An 18588-nucleotide genomic window follows, 5' to 3' on the forward strand; every position below is an offset into this window, starting at 1 on the left:
TCCCAGGCGTAAATCTTGCTAGACATACCAGGACTACGCTACCTGGGAATGTGAAATGACGGTGTCTGCACCAAAAACGGGCGTGGCCGATCAGGAACCGCCGCAGCGCATCGTCAAGATACGCCGCGACTACAACACCTGGGTGGCCAACGAAACCATAGAAGACTACGCGCTGCGCTACACGCCTCGCTCGTTCCGAAAATGGTCGGTGTTCCGCGTCTCGAACACCGCCTTCGGCGCCATCTCTTTCCTGGTGCTGGAAGCGATAGGCGGCACCATCGCCGTCAACTACGGCTTTATCAACGCCTTCTGGGCGATCATGGCGGTGGGGCTTATCATCTTCCTCACCGGCCTGCCGATCAGCTACTATGCCGCCAAATACGGCGTGGACATGGACCTGCTCACGCGCGGCGCCGGCTTCGGCTACATCGGTTCCACCATCTCGTCCTTCGTCTACGCCTCCTTCACCTTCATCCTGTTCGCGCTGGAGGCGGCCATCATGGCCTATGCGCTGGAGCTGTATTTCCACCTGCCGCTCTACCTGGGCTATATGGCCAGCGCGCTGGTGGTGATACCGCTGGTGACGCACGGGGTAACGCTCATCAGCCGCATCCAGATGATTTCGCAGCCGGTGTGGCTGGTGCTGCTAGTGCTGCCCTTCATCGCCATCATCGCCAAGAAGCCGGAACTGCTGTCGCAGCTGGGCAGCTTCGCTGGCCAGTCGCCGGACAACGGCAAGTTCAACATCCTCATGTTCGGCGCCGCCACCGCCGTCGGCGTGGCCCTCATCACGCAGATCGGCGAACAGGTGGACTTCCTGCGCTTCATGCCGGAGAAGACCGCGAAGAACCGCATCCAGTGGCACTTGGGCGTGCTGGCCGCCGGTCCCGGCTGGATCCTGCTGGGCATCGCCAAGATGCTGGGCGGCGCGCTGCTGGCCGTACTGGCCATCAATAGCGGCGTGTCGCTGGCCCAGGCGGTCAATCCCAACCAGATGTACCTGGCGGGCTTCCAGCAGGTGTTCTCCAGCCCCACCGCCGCCGTGCTGGTGACGGCCTTCTTCGTCATCATCTCCCAGGTCAAAATCAATATCACCAACGCCTACGCCGGTTCGCTGGCCTGGTCCAACTTCTTCGCCCGCCTCACGCACAGCCATCCGGGACGCGTGGTGTGGGCGGTGTTCAACGCGCTGATCGCCGTGCTGCTGATGGAACTGGATGTGTTCCAGGCGCTGGACCAGGTGCTGGGGCTGTACTCCAACATCGCCATCTCGTGGATCACCGCCGTGGTGGCGGACCTGGTGGTGAACAAGCCGCTGGGCCTGAGCCCCAAGGGCATCGAGTTCCGCCGCGCCTACCTGTACGACATCAACCCGGTGGGCGTGGGCGCCATGGTGCTGGCCTCCGCCCTGTCGGTGGCCGCCTTCGCAGGGCTGTTCGGCGCGCAGGCGCAGGCCTTCTCTGCCTTCATCGCGCTGGGCACGGCCTTCATCGCCTCGCCGCTGATCGCCATCGCCACCAAGGGCAAGTACTACATCGCGCGCCAGCCCGCGCCGGCGGCGACGCTCAACAAGGTCTGCTGCATCTGCTCCCGCGAATACGAGCAGGAGGACATGGCGCACTGCCCGGCCTACCAGGGGCCGATCTGCTCCCTGTGCTGCTGCCTGGACGCGCGCTGCAACGACGTGTGCAAGCCGCACGCGCGCTTTACCGCGCAGTGGGACAGTGCCATGAAGGCCCTGCTGCCCAAGTCCATGTGGCCCTACATTACCAGCGGCCTGGGTCACTACCTGCTGCTGATGATGGTGACGGTGCTGTTCCTGGGCGGCCTGCTTGGCCTGATCTACGTGCACGAGGAACGGCTGCTGATCGAGGCCGGATCCACCCTGCTGCCGCAGCTGCGGCTGGCCTTCATCAAGATCTTCGGCGCGCTGCTGCTGGCCAGCGGCATCGTGGCGTGGTGGCTGGTGCTCACCAGTGAAAGCCGCCGCGTGGCACAGGAGGAATCCAACCGCCAGACCGGCTTGCTGACGCGCGAGATCGAACTGCACGGCCAGACCGACGCGCAGCTGCAGCAGGCAAAGAAGCAGGCCGACCAGGCCAACCAGGCCAAGAGCCGCTATATCGCCGGCATCAGCCACGAGATCCGCACGCCGCTCAACAGCATCCTGGGCTACGCGCAACTGCTCGACAACGACCCGTCGATACCCGAGCACCGCCAGCAGGCCATCCGCGTGATACGCGGCAGCGGCGAGCACCTGCTGTCGCTGATCGAAGGCACGCTCGATATCGCGCGCATCGAAGGCGGCAAGCTCAGTTTCGACCTGAAGGAGGTGAAGTTCCCGGACTTTATCGGCCAGATCGTGCGCATGTTCGAGCAGCAGGCCAGCAGCAAAGGGCTGTCCTTCCGCTACGAGCTGACAGGCGAGCTGCCGCGCGTGGTGCGCGCGGACCGCAAGCGGCTCGGCCAGATCCTGATCAACATCCTCGGCAACGCGGTCAAGTTCACGGAGCACGGCGGCATCGTGTTCAGGGTGCGCTACGCGCGCGACATGGCCGCGTTCGAGGTGGAGGACAGCGGCCCCGGCATCCTGGACGCGGAACGCGAACGCATCTTCGAGCCCTTCACGCGCGGCAGCGCCGGCGACCAGGCGGGGGCCGCCGGCACCGGCCTGGGCCTGCCGATCAGCAAAATGCTGACGCAGCTCATGGGCGGCGAACTCACGCTCGACAGCACGCCAGGCAGCGGCAGCGTGTTCAAGATCCGGCTGATGCTGCCGCGCGTGCACACGGAAGCGCGCGCGGACGGCGCGCCGGAACCGGTGCGCACCGGCTACGCGGGCCGGCGCCGCAAGGTGCTGGTGGTGGACAACGAACGCGTGGACCGCGAGCTGCTGGTCAACATCCTGGCGCCGCTGGGCTTCGAGATGGCGCAGGCGGTGTCGGGCGCGGACTGCGTGGAGAACTACGCGGCCTTCGGCCCGGACCTGATCCTGATGGACCTGGCCATGCCGGTGATGGACGGCTGGGAAGCGAGCCACATTATCCGCAAGGTGCACCAGTCCGACGTGCCGATCGCCATCGTCTCCGCCAATGCCTATGACAAGGGTCTGGAAAACCCGGCCGCCATCGCCGCCGAAGATTTCTTCGTCAAGCCGGTGAACGTGGCCGAGCTGCTGGACTGGATAGGCCGCCGCCTGCAGCTGGAATGGATATCGCACGCGGCGCCCAAGGGCATCAGCAGCGAGATCGTGGAGCCGGGAACCGCGGCGCAGCCTGCGCTCATCTTCCCACCCGCCGCGCAGCTGGAGCCCTTGCGCGCGCAGCTCAAGCTGGGCTATGTGCGCGGCATCGTCCACCAGCTGGACGAAATCGCCATGCTCGGACCGCAATACTCAGCCTTCATTGCCGCCATGCGCGGCCACGCGGCCCGCTTCCAGCTGGATGCGATGGCGCGCCTGCTGGAACAACATGAACAGAAAAAAGGAGTCAACCATGATACCGAAGCAGTTTGAGCACCGCCCCGGCCACCTGGTGCTGATCGTAGACGACGTGCCGGAAAACCTCGCCGTGCTGCACGACGCGCTGGACGAATCCGGCTTCACGGTGCTGGTGGCGAACAGCGGCGCGGCCGCGCTGGAGCGCTGCGCGCAGGCGGTACCGGACATTATCCTGCTGGACGCGGTTATGCCGGGCATGGACGGCTTTGAGACCTGCCGCCAATTGCGCGCGCAGATCGCCACGCGGCATGTGCCGATTATTTTCATGACCGGACTGACCGAGACCGAGCATGTGCTGGCGGCCTTCAACGCGGGCGGTACGGACTATGTGAGCAAGCCGGTGCGGCAGAGCGAGGTGCTGGCGCGCATCGCCGCGCACTTGCAGACGGCGCGGCTGATGAACCAGGCGCGCAGTGCGCTCGACGCCTTCGGCAACGCCACGCTGGCGATAGGGCCGCGCACCGGGCGCATCGTGTGGCAGACGCCCTTGGCGCGGCAGCTGATGCAGAATTATTTCGGCTTGCCGGGCACGGGGCAGCTGGCCGATACGCCGGCAGAGCTGACCGCGTGGCTGGCGGCCACGGTGGAGGCGCGGCGCGCGGGGCAGGACTATCCGCCGCTGAACGTGATCCAGGGCGCGGCGCGGCTGATCTTCAGCGCGGCGGACGTGAACAACCAGGAGCAGTGGATGGTGGTGCTGCGCGAGGAATCGGACGCGGCGCAGGTGCAGGCGCTGGTGGCGCTGTTCAAGCTGACCATGCGCGAGTCCGAGGTGCTGCATTGGGTGATCAAGGGGAAGACCAACCGGGACATCGGCGACATCCTCGGCACCAGCCCGCGCACGGTGAACAAGCACCTGGAGCATGTGTTCGAGAAGCTGGGCGTGGAGACGCGCACGGCTGCGGCGTCCCTCGCCATCAACAAGCTGCGCGGCTCGGCGGAGGCGATGGCGGCGAGCGCGTGAGCCGGCGGCGAGCGCGGCGGGTTACGCTGCGCTCGGCGCGCCCCGCTAACCCGCCCTACGTATCCTCGGCGGCAGATTCAAACGCCGTAGGGCGGGTTAGTGCGCAGCACGTAACCCGCCGGCTCCGTCACACCGCCAAATGCCGCCGCACGTCTTCGCCGTCCATCAGCTCCGGAGCTCCGGCGGCGACAACTTCCCCGCGCGACAGCACCACGAAGTTGTCCGCCAGCGCGCGCGCGAAGTCGAAATACTGCTCGCACAGCAGGATGCCGATATCCCCGCGCTGCCGCAGCAGCCGTATCACCCGCTCGATGTCCTTGATGATGGAAGGCTGGATGCCCTCCGTCGGTTCATCCAGGATAATCAGCTTGGGCCTGGCCAGCATGGCGCGCGCAATGGCGAGCTGCTGCTGCTGCCCGCCCGAGAGATCCCCGCCGCGCCGTCCCAGCATCTCCTTCAGCACGGGAAACAGCTCGTACACTTCCCCGCTGATGGTGGCCGCTTCGCGCCGCGACAGGGTGGCCATGCCCATAAGCAGATTTTCCTCCACCGTGAGCCGCGCGAAAATCTCCCGCCCCTGCGGCACGTAGGCGATGCCCGCCGCCGCGCGCTGGTGCGGCTTCAGGCGCGTGATGTCGCGCCCGTTGAACGTCACTTTGCCGCGCGCCACCGGCAGCACGCCGGTCAGGCATTTGAGCAGCGTGGTCTTGCCCACGCCGTTACGCCCCAGCAGCGTCAGGCACTCGCCCTTCTCCACCGTCAGCGACACGCCACGCAGCGTGTGCGACGAGCCATAGTACTGGTTCACTTGTTCGACTTGCAGCATATGGCTCCCTAGCGTCCCAGATAGACTTCAATCACGCGTTCATCGGCTTGCACCTGGTCCATGCGGCCCTGCGCCAGCACCGATCCCTCGTGCAGTACCGTCACCTCGCCCTGCTGCGCAATCTCCGCGACAAAGCCCATGTCGTGCTCCACCACCATGATGGAATGCTTGCCGCGCAATTCGTTGAGCAGCTCGGCGGTGCGCGCCGTTTCCGCGTCCGACATGCCGGCCACCGGCTCGTCCAGCAGTATCAGCTGCGGCTCCTGCATCAGCAGCATGCCTATCTCCAGCCACTGCTTCTGGCCGTGCGACAGCAACCCGGCCAGGCGGTCCTCCTGCCCGTTCAGGCGTATCAGGCGCAGGATCTCGGCGATCTTGTCGCGCTGCTCGGAACTCAGGCGCGCGAACAGCGTGGGCCGCACACGCTTGTCCATCTTGGCGGCCAGCTCCAGGTTTTCGAACACCGTGTGCTGCTCGAACACCGTGGGCCGCTGGAACTTGCGGCCTATGCCGGCGTGCGCGATGTCGTATTCCGTCATGCCCGCCAGGTCGTAGGTCTGGCCGAAGAAGGCGCTGCCGGAAGTGGGCCGCGTCTTGCCGGTGATGACGTCCATCATGGTGGTCTTGCCCGCGCCGTTGGGACCGATGATGCAGCGCAGCTCGCCCACCGCGATATCCAGGCTCAGTTTATTGAGCGCCTTGAAGCCGTCGAAGGAAACGGTGATGTCGTCCAGGTAGAGGATGACGCCGTGTTCCGTGTCCAGCCCTTCGCGTTTGACGCTCATGCTGCCTCCTTCGCAGGGACGGCGGCAGGTGCTGGCGCGGCTTCGGATGCAGGCTCCGGCTCGGGCGGCGGTGCGCCCCGTTTCAGTTTTTCCATCAAGCCAAGTATGCCCTTCTGCATGAACAGCGTGACGAGGATGAACAGGAGGCCGAGTGCGAACAGCCACAGGTCCGGGAAGGCGGCGGTGAACCAGCTTTTCAGCCCGTTCACGGTGAAGGCGCCGATGATGGGGCCGACCAGCGTGCCGCGCCCGCCCACTGCCGCCCAGATCACCATCTCGATGGAGTTCGCGGGCGACATTTCGGACGGGTTGATGATGCCCACCTGCGGCACGTACAGCGCGCCTGCTATGCCGCACAGCACCGCCGACAAGGTCCACACGAACAGCTTGAACCACATCGGGTTGTAGCCGATGAACATGAGGCGCGATTCGGAGTCGCGCACGGCCTGCAGCACGCGGCCCAGTTTTGACGTGACGATCCAGCGGCACAGCACCAGCGCGCCGGCGAGGAAGCCCAGCGTGACCAGGTAGAGCACGGCCTTGGTGCCGGGGGCGGTGACGCTGAAGCCGAGGATGCGCTTGAAGTCGGTGAAGCCGTTGTTGCCGCCAAAGCCGGTGTCGTTGCGGAAGAACAGCAGCATGAAGGCATAGGTCATGGCCTGCGTGATAATGGAGAAGTACACGCCCTTGATGCGCGAGCGGAAGGCGAAGTAGCCGAACACGAAGGCCAGCACGCCCGGCACCAGCACCACCAGCGCCATGCAGTACCAGAAATTGTCCGTCATGGACCAGTACCAGGGATAGGTTTTCCAGTCGAGGAAGACCATGAAGTCCGGCAGCGTGCTCTGGTAGACGCCGTCGCGGCCGATGGCGCGCATCAGGTACATGCCGTGGGCGTAGGCGCCCAGCGCGAAGAACACGCCGTGGCCCAGCGACAGGATGCCGGTGTAGCCCCACACCAGGTCCAGCGCCAGCGCGGCCAGCGCGTAGCACATGAATTTGCCGATCAGGCCCATGGCGTAGCTGGACACGTGCAGCGCATGCCCCGCCGGGAAGGCCAGGTTCAGCACCGGCAGCAGCGCGGCCACCGCCACGGCGGCGCAGATCAGCGTCCACGCGCGGGAGGAATACAGTGGGGTGCTCATTCTACGCTCCTGCCTTTCATCGCAAACAGCCCTTGCGGCCTGCGCTGGATGAAGATGATGATGAACACGAGGATGGCGATCTTGGCCATGACGGCGCCAGCCAGCGGTTCAAGGAATTTGTTCACTTCGCCCAGGCCCAGCGCGGCGATCAGGGTGCCGGCCAGCTGGCCCACGCCGCCCAGCACCACCACCATGAAGGAGTCCACCACATAGGCCTGCCCGAGGTCCGGCCCCACGTTGCCGAGCTGGGACAGCGCCACGCCGCCCAGGCCGGCGATGCCGGAGCCGAGGCCAAAGGTCATCATGTCGATGCGGCCGGTGGGCACGCCCACGCAGTCGGCCATGCGGCGGTTCTGCATGACGGCGCGCACGAACAGGCCGAGGCGGGTCTTGTTCAGTATCAGCCACACGGCGGCCACCACCACGACGGCGAAGGCGATGATGGCGATGCGGTTGTACGACAGCACCAGCGAGCCAAGCACGGTCACGCCGCCGGACATCCAGGACGGGTTGGCCACTTCCACGTTCTGCGCGCCGAAGATGGTGCGCACCAGCTGCATCAGCATCAGGCTGATGCCCCAGGTGGCCAGCAGGGTTTCCAGCGGGCGCCCGTAAAGCCAGCGGATTACCGTGCGCTCGAGCGCCACGCCGACCGCGAACGCCACCAGGAAGGCGGCGGGCAGTGCGGCGGCTAGATACCAGTCCAGCGCGCCGGGGAAGTAGTTGCGGAACAGGGACTGGCACAGATAGGTGGTGTACGCGCCTATCATCAGCAGTTCGCCGTGCGCCATGTTGATGATGCCCATCAGGCCGAAGGTAATGGCCAGGCCGAGCGCGGCCAGCAGCAGCACGCTGCCCAGCGACACGCCGTAGAACAGCTTGCCGACGAATTCCGTGCGGGCGATGCGGCTGTCGATGAGGTCCAGCGCATCGACAACGGCGGCGCGCACCGAGGCGTCGGGTTCGGCGTAGCTGCCGTCCTGCTGCGCCAGCATGGCTTGCAGCACCGGGCGCAGCGCGGCGCCGCCGCTGTCGGCCAGCGCGGAGACGGCGGCCTTGCGCACGGCGGCGTCGGGCGACTGCAGATCGGCGGTGGCGACCAGGGACAGCATGATGGCCTTGATGGCAGTGTCTTTCTCAAGCGCGTAGGCTTTGCGTATCAGCGGCGCCTGGGCGGCGTCGGCGGATTTGGCCTGCAGCTGCAGGGCTGCGGCCAGGCGCTGTTCGCGGTCCGGCGACAGCAGCGCCATGCCCGACAGCGCGCCCTCCACCGCGCCGCGCAGGCGGTTGTTGACGACCACGCCGTCCACGCCGTCCGGCACGGGGCCGGCGGCGCCGGTGGCGGGGTTCCAGGCCTTGTCGCCGTCAACGACGAGGATGACGCCGTCCGGCGTGGCGTACAGCGTGTCGCCGTTCAGCGCCTGCAGGACTTTGAGCGCATCCGCATCCGCCAGCGCGGCGATCTTACCGACCGCTTCAATGCGGGCGTCCGGATCGCCGCCGGCCAGCGGAGCGAGCAGCGCGGGATCGATGGCGGCATGCGCAGCCAGGGCTTGCAGGCAGAGCGCAGCGGCGACGACCGCGCGCCGCGCCACTTTAAGAGTCGCGGTCGTCATCATCACATCTTCTGTTTGCCTTCGTTACCCTTGATGAAGGGGCTCCATGGCTGTGCGCGCAGCGGGTCTTTGGTCTTCCACACCACGCTGAACTGACCGTCGCCCTTGATCTCGCCTATCATCACCGGCTTGTGCAGGTGGTGGTTGGTCTGGTCCATGGTCAGGGTGAAGCCGGACGGCGCCTTGAAGCTCTGGCCGCCCATCGCGGCGATCACCTTGTCGGTGTCCGTGGTGCCGGCCTTCTCCACCGCCTGCTTCCACATATGGATGCCGACATAGGTTGCTTCCATCGGGTCGTTGGTCACGACGGTGCTGGCGTTGGGCAGCTTCTTGGCGACGGCGTAGGCCTTCCACTTCTTGATGAATTCCGAATTGACCGGGTTCTTCACCGACTCGAAGTAGTTCCATGCCGCCAGGTGGCCCAGCAGCGGCTTGGTGTCCACGCCGCGCAGTTCCTCCTCGCCCACCGAGAACGCCACCACCGGCACGTCGGTCGCCTTCAGGCCGGCATTGCCCAGCTCTTTGTAGAACGGCACATTGGAGTCGCCGTTGATGGTGGAGATCACCGCCGTCTTGCCGCCCGCCGAGAACTTCTTGATGTTGGCGACTATGGTCTGGTAGTCCGCGTGGCCGAACGGAGTGTAGACCTCGTCGATGTCGCTGTCCTTCACGCCTTTGCTTTTCAGGAAGGCGCGCAGGATCTTGTTGGTGGTGCGCGGATACACATAGTCGGTGCCCAGCAGGACGAAGCGCTTGGCCGAGCCGCCATCCTTGCTCATCAGGTACTCCACGGCGGGAATGGCCTGCTGGTTGGGCGCGGCGCCGGTGTAGAACACGTTCTTCTCCAGCTCCTCGCCTTCATACTGCACCGGGTAGAACAGCACGCTGTTCAGCTCTTTGAACACCGGCAGCACGGACTTGCGCGACACCGAGGTCCAGCAGCCGAAGACGGCGGCGACTTTATCCTTGGCGATCAGCTGGCGCGCCTTTTCGGCGAACAGCGGCCAGTTCGAGGCCGGGTCCACCACCACGGCTTCGAGCTTCTTGCCCAGCACGCCGCCGTTGGCGTTGATTTCGTCGATGGTCATCAAGGCCACGTCCTTGAGCGACGTTTCGGAAATGGCCATGGTGCCCGACAGGGAATGCAGGATGCCGACCTTGATGGTGTCGGCCGCTTGCGCGGAAACGCCTCCGATCAGCATGACGGCGCCGGCGGCGATCTGGGTGAAGGTGGCGATAAATGTGCGGCGAGTTTGCATGGCGGGCCTCGTAAAGTGTGGGTTCAATATTGGAGTTGCAGCGCGACGACGAATTTGTTCTGGTCCGGTGCGGCCGCGACCTTGGTGCGCGAGTACACGGCGCTGATCTGCGCGTTGTAACCGTCGATGATGTAGTTCACGCCAATGTCGCTCTGGCGCGTATTGAGGTTGGTGTCCGGCTTGAATTTCTGGAAGCGCGCGAAGGGCTGCAGCTTGCCCCAGCCCAGGCCCTGGTCGAAGATGTAGGACACGCCTGCGGACCAGGCTTCGCCCTGCTCGGACTTGATGACGTTGTCCGTGTCGTAGTCGTAGTAAGCCGCTTCGACGGCGACGGCGCCCGAACCGGGGATGCGCTTCTCCAGCAGGAAGTCGACGTTCCAGGCGCTGTAGTCGCCCACGCGGGACACCGTCAGCACGCCGTCCTTCTGCTGGCGCGCGGCCATGCCGATGGCCAGGATGTCCTTGCCGCCGAGGTAGTTGCCGGTGCCGTAGTAGCCCGGTTCCGCGTCCCAGAAGTCGTACTGCAGGCGGCCCGCGTACATCAGCGAGTCGGAGGTTTTCACGCCGGCGGCCTTGGCCTGGTTCTGGGTCAGCGAGCCGATGCCGAAGGTGTGGCCCTCGAAGGCGCCGAAGGAGTAGCCCAGCTTGCCGCCCTCGAGCACATTGCCCCAGACGACCACGCCGTCGTCGCGGCCACGGAAGATGCCGCCGTTGTAGCCGTAGCGGGAAGAGACGCCGGCCCAGTAGCCGCCGCCCAGCGAGTAGTAAGGCCCGGCCATGTTGGCGCGGTCGCTCGGCGAGAGCAGGCGGCCGGCCCAGATATTGAGTTCGGGCGAGATGGCGAACTGGCCCGCCGCGTCGAGCACGCGGATCTTGTCGCCGTCCCACTCGGTGTTGAACATGCCCTTGATGTTCTTGTTCAGCGAAGCGCCGAAGAACAGGCGGGCGCTGTCCAGGTTCAGGTCATTCGAGCGCGAGGTGCCGTTGGAGGCGCCGTCCTCGATGCTGGAATAAGAGCCGCGCATGCCGAAGCCCACGCTGACCGACTTATCCTCGCCTACCTTGATGGTTGCACCGGCCTGCGCCAGCATGGGCGCGGCGGCCAGCATGGCGCATAGCGCTCGTTTTCGTATCGTCGTCATTCCGGGCCTCTCTCATGTTGTGGTTCACTATTGACATGAGATTAACCATTGCGCGCAAACTAAGACATACGTCAACCTACGTACTTGCCAAACATTGGCGGGTTACGCAATCGTCGACCGTCCGGGGCATCGTAGGGCGGGTTAGCGCGCCAGCGCGTAACCCGCCACATCGGCCGGCGCACACCAGTCCTGCGGATAGACGCCCTCCGCCACATAGCGATGAAAACTCGACCAGGGCCAGTCCCGCACGCGCTGCACCAGCCCGTGCTTGACCGGATTCCAGTGCACATAATCGAGATGGAACCTGAAATCATCCTCCGACTGCAATGCATGCTCCCAGTAGCGGTGCTGCCATAAGGCGCTGCATTGCTTGCGCTGGCGGCGCGGATTCGGCGCTGAATCCGGCAGTAGCGCGCTGCAGGCTTTGCTCATGTGCGATTTGATCAACCGCACCCGCAAAGGGAAATCGCTGTCGCCTTCGGGCAGGGTCCAGATCATGTGCAGGTGGTCAGGGAGGAGGACCATGCCGGCGATGTGGAATGGATGCTTGCGGCGCACCGAGGCTATCGCGCGTTTCAGTGCGGCGCGCAGAGGCAATTCGCACAGGATGGGTCGGCGCTGTTCGGTGACCACCGTGAAGAAGTAGCTGCCGCCGGGGAGGTAGAGACGACGATAGTTGGGCATGGCTTGTCCTTGTCATGGTGACAGGATGAGCCTAAGGGGTGTGAGATTGCGAGGTTTGCGGCGGATCAAAGTTTGGCGGGTTACGACGCTGCGCGTCTAACCCGCCCTACGCATGTTTCACAATTCCGGGTATTTTCAGCCGCGTAGGGCGGGTTAGGCGGAGCCGTAACCCGCCGCCACGTCACGCCATCAATTGCGCGATCGGCACAGCAGCAGCGCGATCAGGCTCAGGCCCGCCGCAGTGGACAGGTAGTAGGCGACGTAGCCCAGGCCGTAATGCGTGGCCAGCCAGGTGGCCGCGTAGGGCGCCAGCGAGGCGCCCAGGATGCCGGCCAGGTTGAACGTGAGCGAGGCGCCGGTGTAGCGCACTTCCGCCGGGAACAGCTCGGACAGCATGGTGCCCAGCGGGCCATACGTCATGCCCATCAGGCCCAGGCCGATCGACATGGCCAGCGTCACTTCCACCGTGCTGCCGGAACCGAACAGCGGCGCCAGCACCAGGCCGAAGGCCATGATCAGCGCGGACACCACGATCAGCGTCAGGCGGCGGCCGTAGCGGTCCGCCACCAGCGCGGTGACGGGTATGGTCAGGCCGAAGAACAGCACCGAGAACAGCTGCAGTATCAGGAAGTCCTTGCGCGTGTAGCCCAGCGCGGTGGTGCCCCAGCTCAGGGTGAACACCGTCATCAGGTAGAACAGCACGAAGGTGGCCATGGCCATCAGCGTGCCCAGCACCAGCATGCGGGTGTGGTCGCGCAGCACGGCCACCACCGGCACCTTCACGCGCTCGCCCTTGTCCAGCACTTTCTGGAAGTCCGGCGTTTCGGTGATCTTCAGCCGCACGTACAGGCCGACGATGACCAGCAGCGCGCTGGAAACGAAGGGAATGCGCCAGCCGTAGGCGAAGAACTGCGCGTCGGTGAGCACCTGGCTAAGCAGCAGGAAGATGGAGCCGGACAGGAAGAAGCCTATCGGCGCGCCCAGCTGCGGGAACATGCCGTACCAGGCGCGCTTGCCCGGCGGCGCGTTCTCGGTGGCCAGCAGCACCGCGCCGCCCCACTCGCCGCCCAGGCCCAGGCCCTGGCCGAAGCGGCACAGCGCCAGCAGCAGCGGCGCCAGCGTGCCGATGCTGGCGTAGGTCGGCAGCAGGCCGATGGCGACGGTGGACAGGCCCATGGTCAGCAGCGCCGCCACCAGCGTGGCCTTGCGGCCGATGCGGTCGCCGAAGTGGCCGAACACGGCCGAGCCTATCGGCCGCGCGAAGAAGGCGATGGCGAAGGTGGCCAGCGACTGCAAGGTGGCGGCGGCCGCGTCGCTGGCCGGGAAGAACAGCTTGGGGAAGACCAGCACGGCGGCGGTCGCGTAAATATAGAAATCGAAGAATTCGATGGTGGTGCCGATCAGGCTGGCGAACAAAACGGTGCCGGGCGAATTGACCTTGTGCGCGCCGGGTTGGGACTGGCTCATAACACTCCTGGATTACTTGGGAAGGGACGATTGCAAACGCTGCGTCACCTGGTCGCGGAGGTAGCCGTTTTCCAGATAGCGGTACAGATTGACACCGGGGCAGACGGTTTGCGCCGAGTAATCCTTGTGGCCGTGGATGGTGGCCGGGGCTACATTGTATTTCATTGCCAGCAGCGCCATCAGGTCGGCGGTGGCGTCGAGCTGCTTCTGGTTGGGCTGCACTTCCTCGAAGTTGCCCACCACTTCAATCAGCGCGTGGCCGGTGGGGTCGTATTCGGTGTTGGTATCGCCCGCGTAGTCTATGCTGCGGCCTTCGTAGATGCGGCCGTCGAGGTCGATGATGTAGTGGTAAGGGATGTCCAGCCAGTGCTTGGTGTTGCGCGACCAGGTCTGCAGGTTGCGCAGGTAGAGCTGCGGGTCCTTCCCCTCGGGGAAAGGCTCGCCCTGGTGGTGCAGCGTGATGTGCTTGATGGTGTGCTTGCGCGCCTTGGCCGGATCGGCCGGGGTGCCGCCCCAGGCGGCCACCGATACGATGCGGTTTTCGGTTTCCGCCAGCGCGGGCGGCAGGGGCGCGGCCCAGGCGGGCAGTTGCAGCAGCAAGGCTGCGGTGGCGGTGGCTACGTAAATCAAGGAACGCATTTATTCTCCTGTTATGTGCGCAAAGCCTGCGCGGATTTCGTCGGCATTCTCGGGCCGCACCACGCGCGCCACTTCCTGGCCGTCGCGCAGGAAGACCAGCGTGGGCCACAGCTTTACGCGGAAGGAGCGGCCCAGCAAGCGGCCCGGCCCATCCTCCACCTTGTAGTGCGGCACCTGCGCGTGGTCAGCGTAGGCTTCCGCCAGCGCCGGCTGGGCGGAGCGGCAGTAGCCGCACCAATTGGTGCCGAACTCCAGCACCGCCGGTCCGCGCAGCGCGTCGATCTCGGCGCGCGTGGGCGCGCTTTCCTTGTAGGTCGTTTCCATTATCCCGTCCTCCTTATGCCTGCATGATCTACGATTTCGGTTTCAGGCTGGCGCACGGGTCCGGGCGCTGCTTCTTCGGCACCGTGTAGCTGGCATCGTACAGGCCGGGCGCGGCGGCGCTCTCCACATAGCCCACGCTGCGCACCGTCAGCTTCGGCTCCAGCGCGTTGAGCCAGCGCGGCACGCCGTAGTCCTTGCGCACATGGCCGTTGCCGGCGATGAGCACCACGTCGCGCGGCTGCTGGGCGCGCAACAGCTTGGCCATCCAGATGTCGCGCGCCACCTGGGCGTTGACCATGCCGGGCACCATCATGTCCGGCAGCATATTGCAATGGCCGGCCACGATTTCCTTTTGCTGCCCCTGCACGATGTCGGACGGCAGCGCTTCCTTCAGGCGGTAGTCGGCCACGGTTTTGTCGTCGAAGCTGGAGGCCACGCCGTCGCGCACCACCAGCGAGGCGTCCTTGCGCGACAGGTTGGCGGCGATCAGCGGCAGGTCGTAGCGCAGCGCCAGGTCGATGATGGGGCGGTACTGGTCCCAGTCCCAGCGCGGCCCGGCCATCACGAGGATGACGCACTGCGCGTCGCGGCAGTCCTTCTGCGCCTTGTTGAGCAAGGCCTGGTTTTCGCGGTCGAATTGTTCCATGGCGATGGCGGGACGCCAGCCGGCCTCCACGCGCTGGAACAGGTGCTGGTAGCGCAGCTTGTGGCCGTCGGGATTGTCGTGCACCTCGCCCAGCAGCAGGACTTGCGGGTTGGCGGTGACGGGTTCGGATGGGGGTTTGTTCTTGCTGCCTGCACAGCCGGCGATGGCGGCGGCGACCAGCAGCAGCGCGGGTAGGGAGCGGTTCATATGTCTTGGGTTGGTGGGTGGATCAAATCCCCCCTAGTCTATCCCAAGTGTCGATTTTCTTTACACTTCCGGCCTGCTCTTTTGCAAATATTCCATTAGCCAGCTGATTTTAAAGGACATTTCCTCACTGGCATAAATATTGCTTTATTGCATGTTTAGGTAACTATTATAAAGAAAGCCGCAATTGAAAAAACTGCACTCCCTTCTCGCCTGCGCACTGGCCGCAGCCGCCATCGCCCAGCCTGTGCAAGCCACGCCGGTGTCCTTCTCGTGGAGCGCCACCTACGGCGGCGCGAACCTGGCGCAATTCTCGCTCAATACCGGCGACAAGATCAGCGGCATCATCACCTACGACGCCGCGCAAGCCTACAAGCACGCCTATGGCGGCATGGGCACGGTCACGGGCTACCAATATTGGGACAGCCCGCTGCTGGAGACCAGCATCAACCTGGGCAGCCTGCATCAGACCATCGACCTGTACGCCATGGTGACCAATAACTTCTGGGCCGGCGACCAGGTGGTCTTCCGTGCCGATACCACGCCGTTCGGCCGTTTCGACCTGACGCTGGCCAACGGCACCAACCTGAATCTGTACAACTCGCTCAACCTGCCAAACACCATCGACCTGTCGCAGTTCACCAGCAGCTATATGGCCATCGGCAACTGGAACGGCAACAATGCCGTGACCTCCTTCGGCCCTGCGTCGGCCGTGCCGGAACCGGCCTCGATGGCCCTGTTCGGCCTGGGCCTGGCAGGCCTGGCGGCAACGCGCCGCAAGCGCAAACCCGAGTAAGGGTAAAGCGGGCCGGCAACGGCGGGTTACGCTTCGCTAACCCGCCCTACGCGGCCGGCGCGGCCGACGCATTGCCAGGCGATGCCAGCGGCGGCCAGCAGCAGCACGGCCGAGATGGCCAGCGCAATGCGCAGCCCGCTCATGGCGGCGCCGGGATAGACGGAGGCGACCATGGAGCCGTACACCGCCACACCCAGCGCGCCGCCCACCTGGCGCGCGGTGTTCAGCACGGCGGACGCGGTGCCGGCCTGGCCCGTGCCCACGCTGGACAGGATGGAGGTGGTCATGGCCGGCACGGCCAGCCCCATGCCGGCCGGGATCAAAGCCAGGCCGGGCAGCATGGCCCAGAAACCCGCATGGTCCGAGATGCCGAACAGGCCCAGCAGCGCATAGCCGCCCGCGCCGATCAGGCCGCCAACTATCATCGGCGTCCTCAGCCCGGTGCGCGCCGACACGCGGCCGCTGGCGATATTCGAGAAGATGAAGGTGCCCGTCAGCGGCAAGAACATCACGCCGGCCGCCAGCGCCGTGTAGCCGCGCACGCTCTGCAGGTAAAAGCTCAGCACGAAGATCACGCCGTAGTAGGCAAAGTTCACCAGCACGCCGAAGGCCACCGCGCCGCTGAAGCCCGCGCTGCGGAACAGCGCCAGCGGCAGCATGGGCGCCTTGCTGCGCTCCTCCACCAGCAGGAACACGGCGAAGGCCGCGGCGGCCAGCGCCAGGCCGCCCTGCACCACCGCGTGGGTCCAGCCCAGCGCATGCACTTCGATGACGGCGCCGATAAAGGCGGTCAGCGCCACCACGGCCAGCAGCTGGCCCGGCATGTCGAAGGCGCGGCCGGGATCCTTGCCCGCCGCGGCCGGCACGGTGCGCAGCGTGAGCCAGCCGCCCGCCAGGCAGAGCGGAATATTGACCCAGAAGATGCTGCGCCAGCCGGCCAGCTCCAGCAGCACCGCGCCCAGCACCGGGCCGATGGCGATCGACACGCCGCCGGCCGCCGTCCACCAGCCCACGGCCTTGGCCAGCTGCGCCTTGTCGTGCGCGTAGGCCGCGTTCAGGATGGCCAGCGAACTGGGCACCAGCAGCGCCGCGCCTATGCCCTGGACGGCGCGGGCGAGGTTGAGCATGACGGCGCCGGTGGCCGCCGCGCAGGCCAGCGAGGCCAGCGTGAACAGCCAGAAGCCGGCCAGGAAGACGCGGCGCGAGCCGAACTTGTCGCCCAGCACGCCGGCCGAGAGCAGGAAGACGGCGAAACCCAGGGTGTAGGCGTCCACCACCCATTGCAGGTCCCCAACGCTGGCGCCGAGATCCCGCCCCATGCGGGGCAAGGCGACGTTGACGATGGTGACGTCGAGCTGGACGATGATGAAGGCGAAGCTGCAGGCCAGCAATACAGCGCGCGAGGGTGTGGTGGCGGTTTTCATGCTTCCACTATAGGCGGATTTGCATATCCCGAAAAATGAATAATAATGAAGACATTCATCACATATCGAGAAACATCATGGAACTGTCCGCGCTCCGCATTTTCCAGGCCGTGGCCGAAGAAGGCAGCGTCACGCAGGCGGCGGCGCGGCTGAACCGGGTGCAGTCCAATGTGTCGGCCCGGCTGGCGCAGATGGAGGAGGCGCTGGGCGTGCCGCTGTTCCACCGCTCCGGCCGGCGCCTGCTGATTACCGCCGAGGGCGAGCGCCTGCTGGCCTACGCCGGCCGTTTGCTGACCCTGGCCGACGAGGCGCAGGCGGCGGTGCGCGGCGACCAGCGCCCGGCCGGGCAGCTGCGCATCGGCGCCATGGAAACGGCGGCGGCGGCGCGCCTGCCGCTGGTGCTGGCGGCCTTCCACCGCCGGCATCCTGAGGTGGACCTGCTGCTGGAAACCGCCCCCACCGACCAGCTGGTGCAGGCGGTGCTGAACCACAAGCTGGACGTGGCCCTGGTGGCCGCGCCGGTGCTGCGGCCGGAACTGGCGCAGCTGGCGGTGTTCGAGGAGGAGCTGGTGCTGCTGACCGACGCCGCGCAAGGCCCGGTGCGCAGCCCGCGCGACGTGGCGCGGCGCGCGCTGCTGGTGTTCCGCAGCGGCTGCGCCTACCGGCGGCGGCTGGAAAACTGGTTCGCGGAGGCGGACGTGGCCACCACCCGCATCTCCGAATTCGGCACCTTCGAGGCGATACTGGGCTGCGTGGCCGCCGGCATGGGCGTGGCGCTGATGCCCAAAGAGGTGTTGAAGCAGCGCCAGCTTGGAAGCAGCATCCAGTGCCACGCGCTGCCGCCGCAGACGGCCCTGGTGCAGACCATGCTGGTCTGGCGCGGCGACGTGCTGCACCATCCGGCGCGGCACGCTTTCGCGGCGTGCTTCGACGCCGGAATTAGCCCCGAAGCCTAGCGGCCCAGGCCGCACACGGCGGCGATATTGCCGACCGAAATGCCGCTGGTAATGGCGCGGCCGACGCAGCTGGCCTTCTGCAAGCCGTTGTCCGACAGCGCAAACGAGCCCACCACCAGCGCCACCACCAGGCCAGCCATGATCAGCGCGCCCTTGTAGAGATCTTTGTTCATTTTTGTTGCCGTAGAGCAAAATAATGCGCCATTGTAGCG

At 65.7% G+C, this 18588-nt stretch carries 17 protein-coding genes; 4 read left to right on the forward strand and 13 right to left on the reverse strand.

Going from position 1 to position 18588, the window contains the following annotated elements:
- Positions 1-55 precede the first annotated feature (55 nt).
- Positions 56-3514 carry a hybrid sensor histidine kinase/response regulator gene (locus KT882_RS27285; RefSeq protein WP_161073959.1) on the forward strand — a complete coding sequence of 1153 codons (3459 nt, stop codon included), beginning with the start codon at positions 56-58 and terminating at the stop codon, positions 3512-3514.
- Positions 3495-4463 (forward strand): response regulator transcription factor, encoded by a 969-nt coding sequence (locus KT882_RS27290; RefSeq protein WP_161073960.1) that lies wholly within the window; start codon positions 3495-3497, stop codon positions 4461-4463. The genes KT882_RS27285 and KT882_RS27290 overlap by 20 nt, the downstream gene beginning before the upstream one ends.
- 127 nt (positions 4464-4590) lie before the next feature.
- Here KT882_RS27290 and urtE read toward each other — a convergent pair whose 3' ends face one another.
- From urtE to KT882_RS27345, 11 genes are all read right to left on the reverse strand, one after another.
- A complete protein-coding gene (gene urtE, locus KT882_RS27295; protein WP_161073792.1) occupies positions 4591-5289 on the reverse strand; it encodes an urea ABC transporter ATP-binding subunit UrtE in 699 nt (232 codons plus the stop codon).
- Positions 5290-5297: 8 nt separating this feature from the next.
- On the reverse strand, positions 5298-6074 hold the full coding sequence (urtD, locus tag KT882_RS27300) for an urea ABC transporter ATP-binding protein UrtD (RefSeq protein WP_161073793.1): 777 nt from the start codon (positions 6072-6074) through the stop codon (positions 5298-5300).
- On the reverse strand, positions 6071-7219 hold the full coding sequence (urtC, locus tag KT882_RS27305; protein WP_228893793.1) for an urea ABC transporter permease subunit UrtC: 1149 nt from the start codon (positions 7217-7219) through the stop codon (positions 6071-6073). The genes urtD and urtC overlap by 4 nt, the downstream gene beginning before the upstream one ends.
- Positions 7216-8838: an urea ABC transporter permease subunit UrtB gene (urtB, locus tag KT882_RS27310; RefSeq protein WP_228893794.1), complete on the reverse strand. Its 1623-nt coding sequence runs from the start codon at positions 8836-8838 to the stop codon at positions 7216-7218. Before urtB ends, urtC begins: the two co-directional genes overlap by 4 nt.
- Complete coding sequence (gene urtA / locus KT882_RS27315) at positions 8838-10037, reverse strand: urea ABC transporter substrate-binding protein (protein WP_228896771.1); 1200 nt, start codon at positions 10035-10037, stop codon at positions 8838-8840. The genes urtB and urtA overlap by 1 nt, the downstream gene beginning before the upstream one ends.
- A gap of 80 nt (positions 10038-10117) precedes the next feature.
- On the reverse strand, positions 10118-11236 hold the full coding sequence (locus KT882_RS27320; RefSeq protein ID WP_228893795.1) for a porin: 1119 nt from the start codon (positions 11234-11236) through the stop codon (positions 10118-10120).
- 141 nt (positions 11237-11377) lie between these two features.
- The gene (locus KT882_RS27325; RefSeq protein WP_228893796.1) at positions 11378-11920 is read right to left on the reverse strand and encodes an REP-associated tyrosine transposase; all 543 of its coding nucleotides are present in this window, start codon (positions 11918-11920) and stop codon (positions 11378-11380) included.
- 189 nt (positions 11921-12109) lie between these two features.
- Positions 12110-13387, reverse strand: a complete 1278-nt coding sequence (locus tag KT882_RS27330; protein WP_228893797.1) for an MFS transporter — start codon at positions 13385-13387, stop codon at positions 12110-12112.
- A 12-nt stretch (positions 13388-13399) separates the two neighbouring features.
- Positions 13400-14026: a peptidoglycan recognition protein family protein gene (locus tag KT882_RS27335; RefSeq protein WP_161073799.1), complete on the reverse strand. Its 627-nt coding sequence runs from the start codon at positions 14024-14026 to the stop codon at positions 13400-13402.
- Positions 14027-14350 carry a thioredoxin family protein gene (locus tag KT882_RS27340; protein WP_161073800.1) on the reverse strand — a complete coding sequence of 108 codons (324 nt, stop codon included), beginning with the start codon at positions 14348-14350 and terminating at the stop codon, positions 14027-14029.
- Positions 14351-14378: 28 nt separating this feature from the next.
- Positions 14379-15203 carry a ChaN family lipoprotein gene (locus KT882_RS27345; protein ID WP_161073801.1) on the reverse strand — a complete coding sequence of 275 codons (825 nt, stop codon included), beginning with the start codon at positions 15201-15203 and terminating at the stop codon, positions 14379-14381.
- A 184-nt stretch (positions 15204-15387) separates the two neighbouring features.
- Between KT882_RS27345 and KT882_RS27350 the strand changes: the two genes are divergently transcribed.
- Positions 15388-15996: a PEP-CTERM sorting domain-containing protein gene (locus KT882_RS27350; protein ID WP_228893798.1), complete on the forward strand. Its 609-nt coding sequence runs from the start codon at positions 15388-15390 to the stop codon at positions 15994-15996.
- A gap of 26 nt (positions 15997-16022) precedes the next feature.
- On the opposite strand, the gene KT882_RS27355 is transcribed toward KT882_RS27350, so the two are convergent.
- Positions 16023-17420 carry an MFS transporter gene (locus tag KT882_RS27355; protein WP_228893799.1) on the reverse strand — a complete coding sequence of 466 codons (1398 nt, stop codon included), beginning with the start codon at positions 17418-17420 and terminating at the stop codon, positions 16023-16025.
- A 77-nt stretch (positions 17421-17497) separates the two neighbouring features.
- Between KT882_RS27355 and KT882_RS27360 the strand changes: the two genes are divergently transcribed.
- Positions 17498-18376, forward strand: a complete 879-nt coding sequence (locus tag KT882_RS27360; RefSeq protein WP_228893800.1) for a LysR family transcriptional regulator — start codon at positions 17498-17500, stop codon at positions 18374-18376.
- On the opposite strand, the gene KT882_RS27365 is transcribed toward KT882_RS27360, so the two are convergent.
- Complete coding sequence (locus KT882_RS27365) at positions 18373-18549, reverse strand: hypothetical protein (protein WP_228893801.1); 177 nt, start codon at positions 18547-18549, stop codon at positions 18373-18375. The two genes, KT882_RS27360 and KT882_RS27365, sit on opposite strands and share 4 nt — an antisense overlap.
- Between the last annotated feature and the right edge of the window lie 39 nt (positions 18550-18588).

The sequence above is a fragment of the Pseudoduganella aquatica genome (assembly GCF_020865585.1).
GTDB lineage: Bacteria > Pseudomonadota > Gammaproteobacteria > Burkholderiales > Burkholderiaceae_D > Rugamonas > Rugamonas aquatica_A.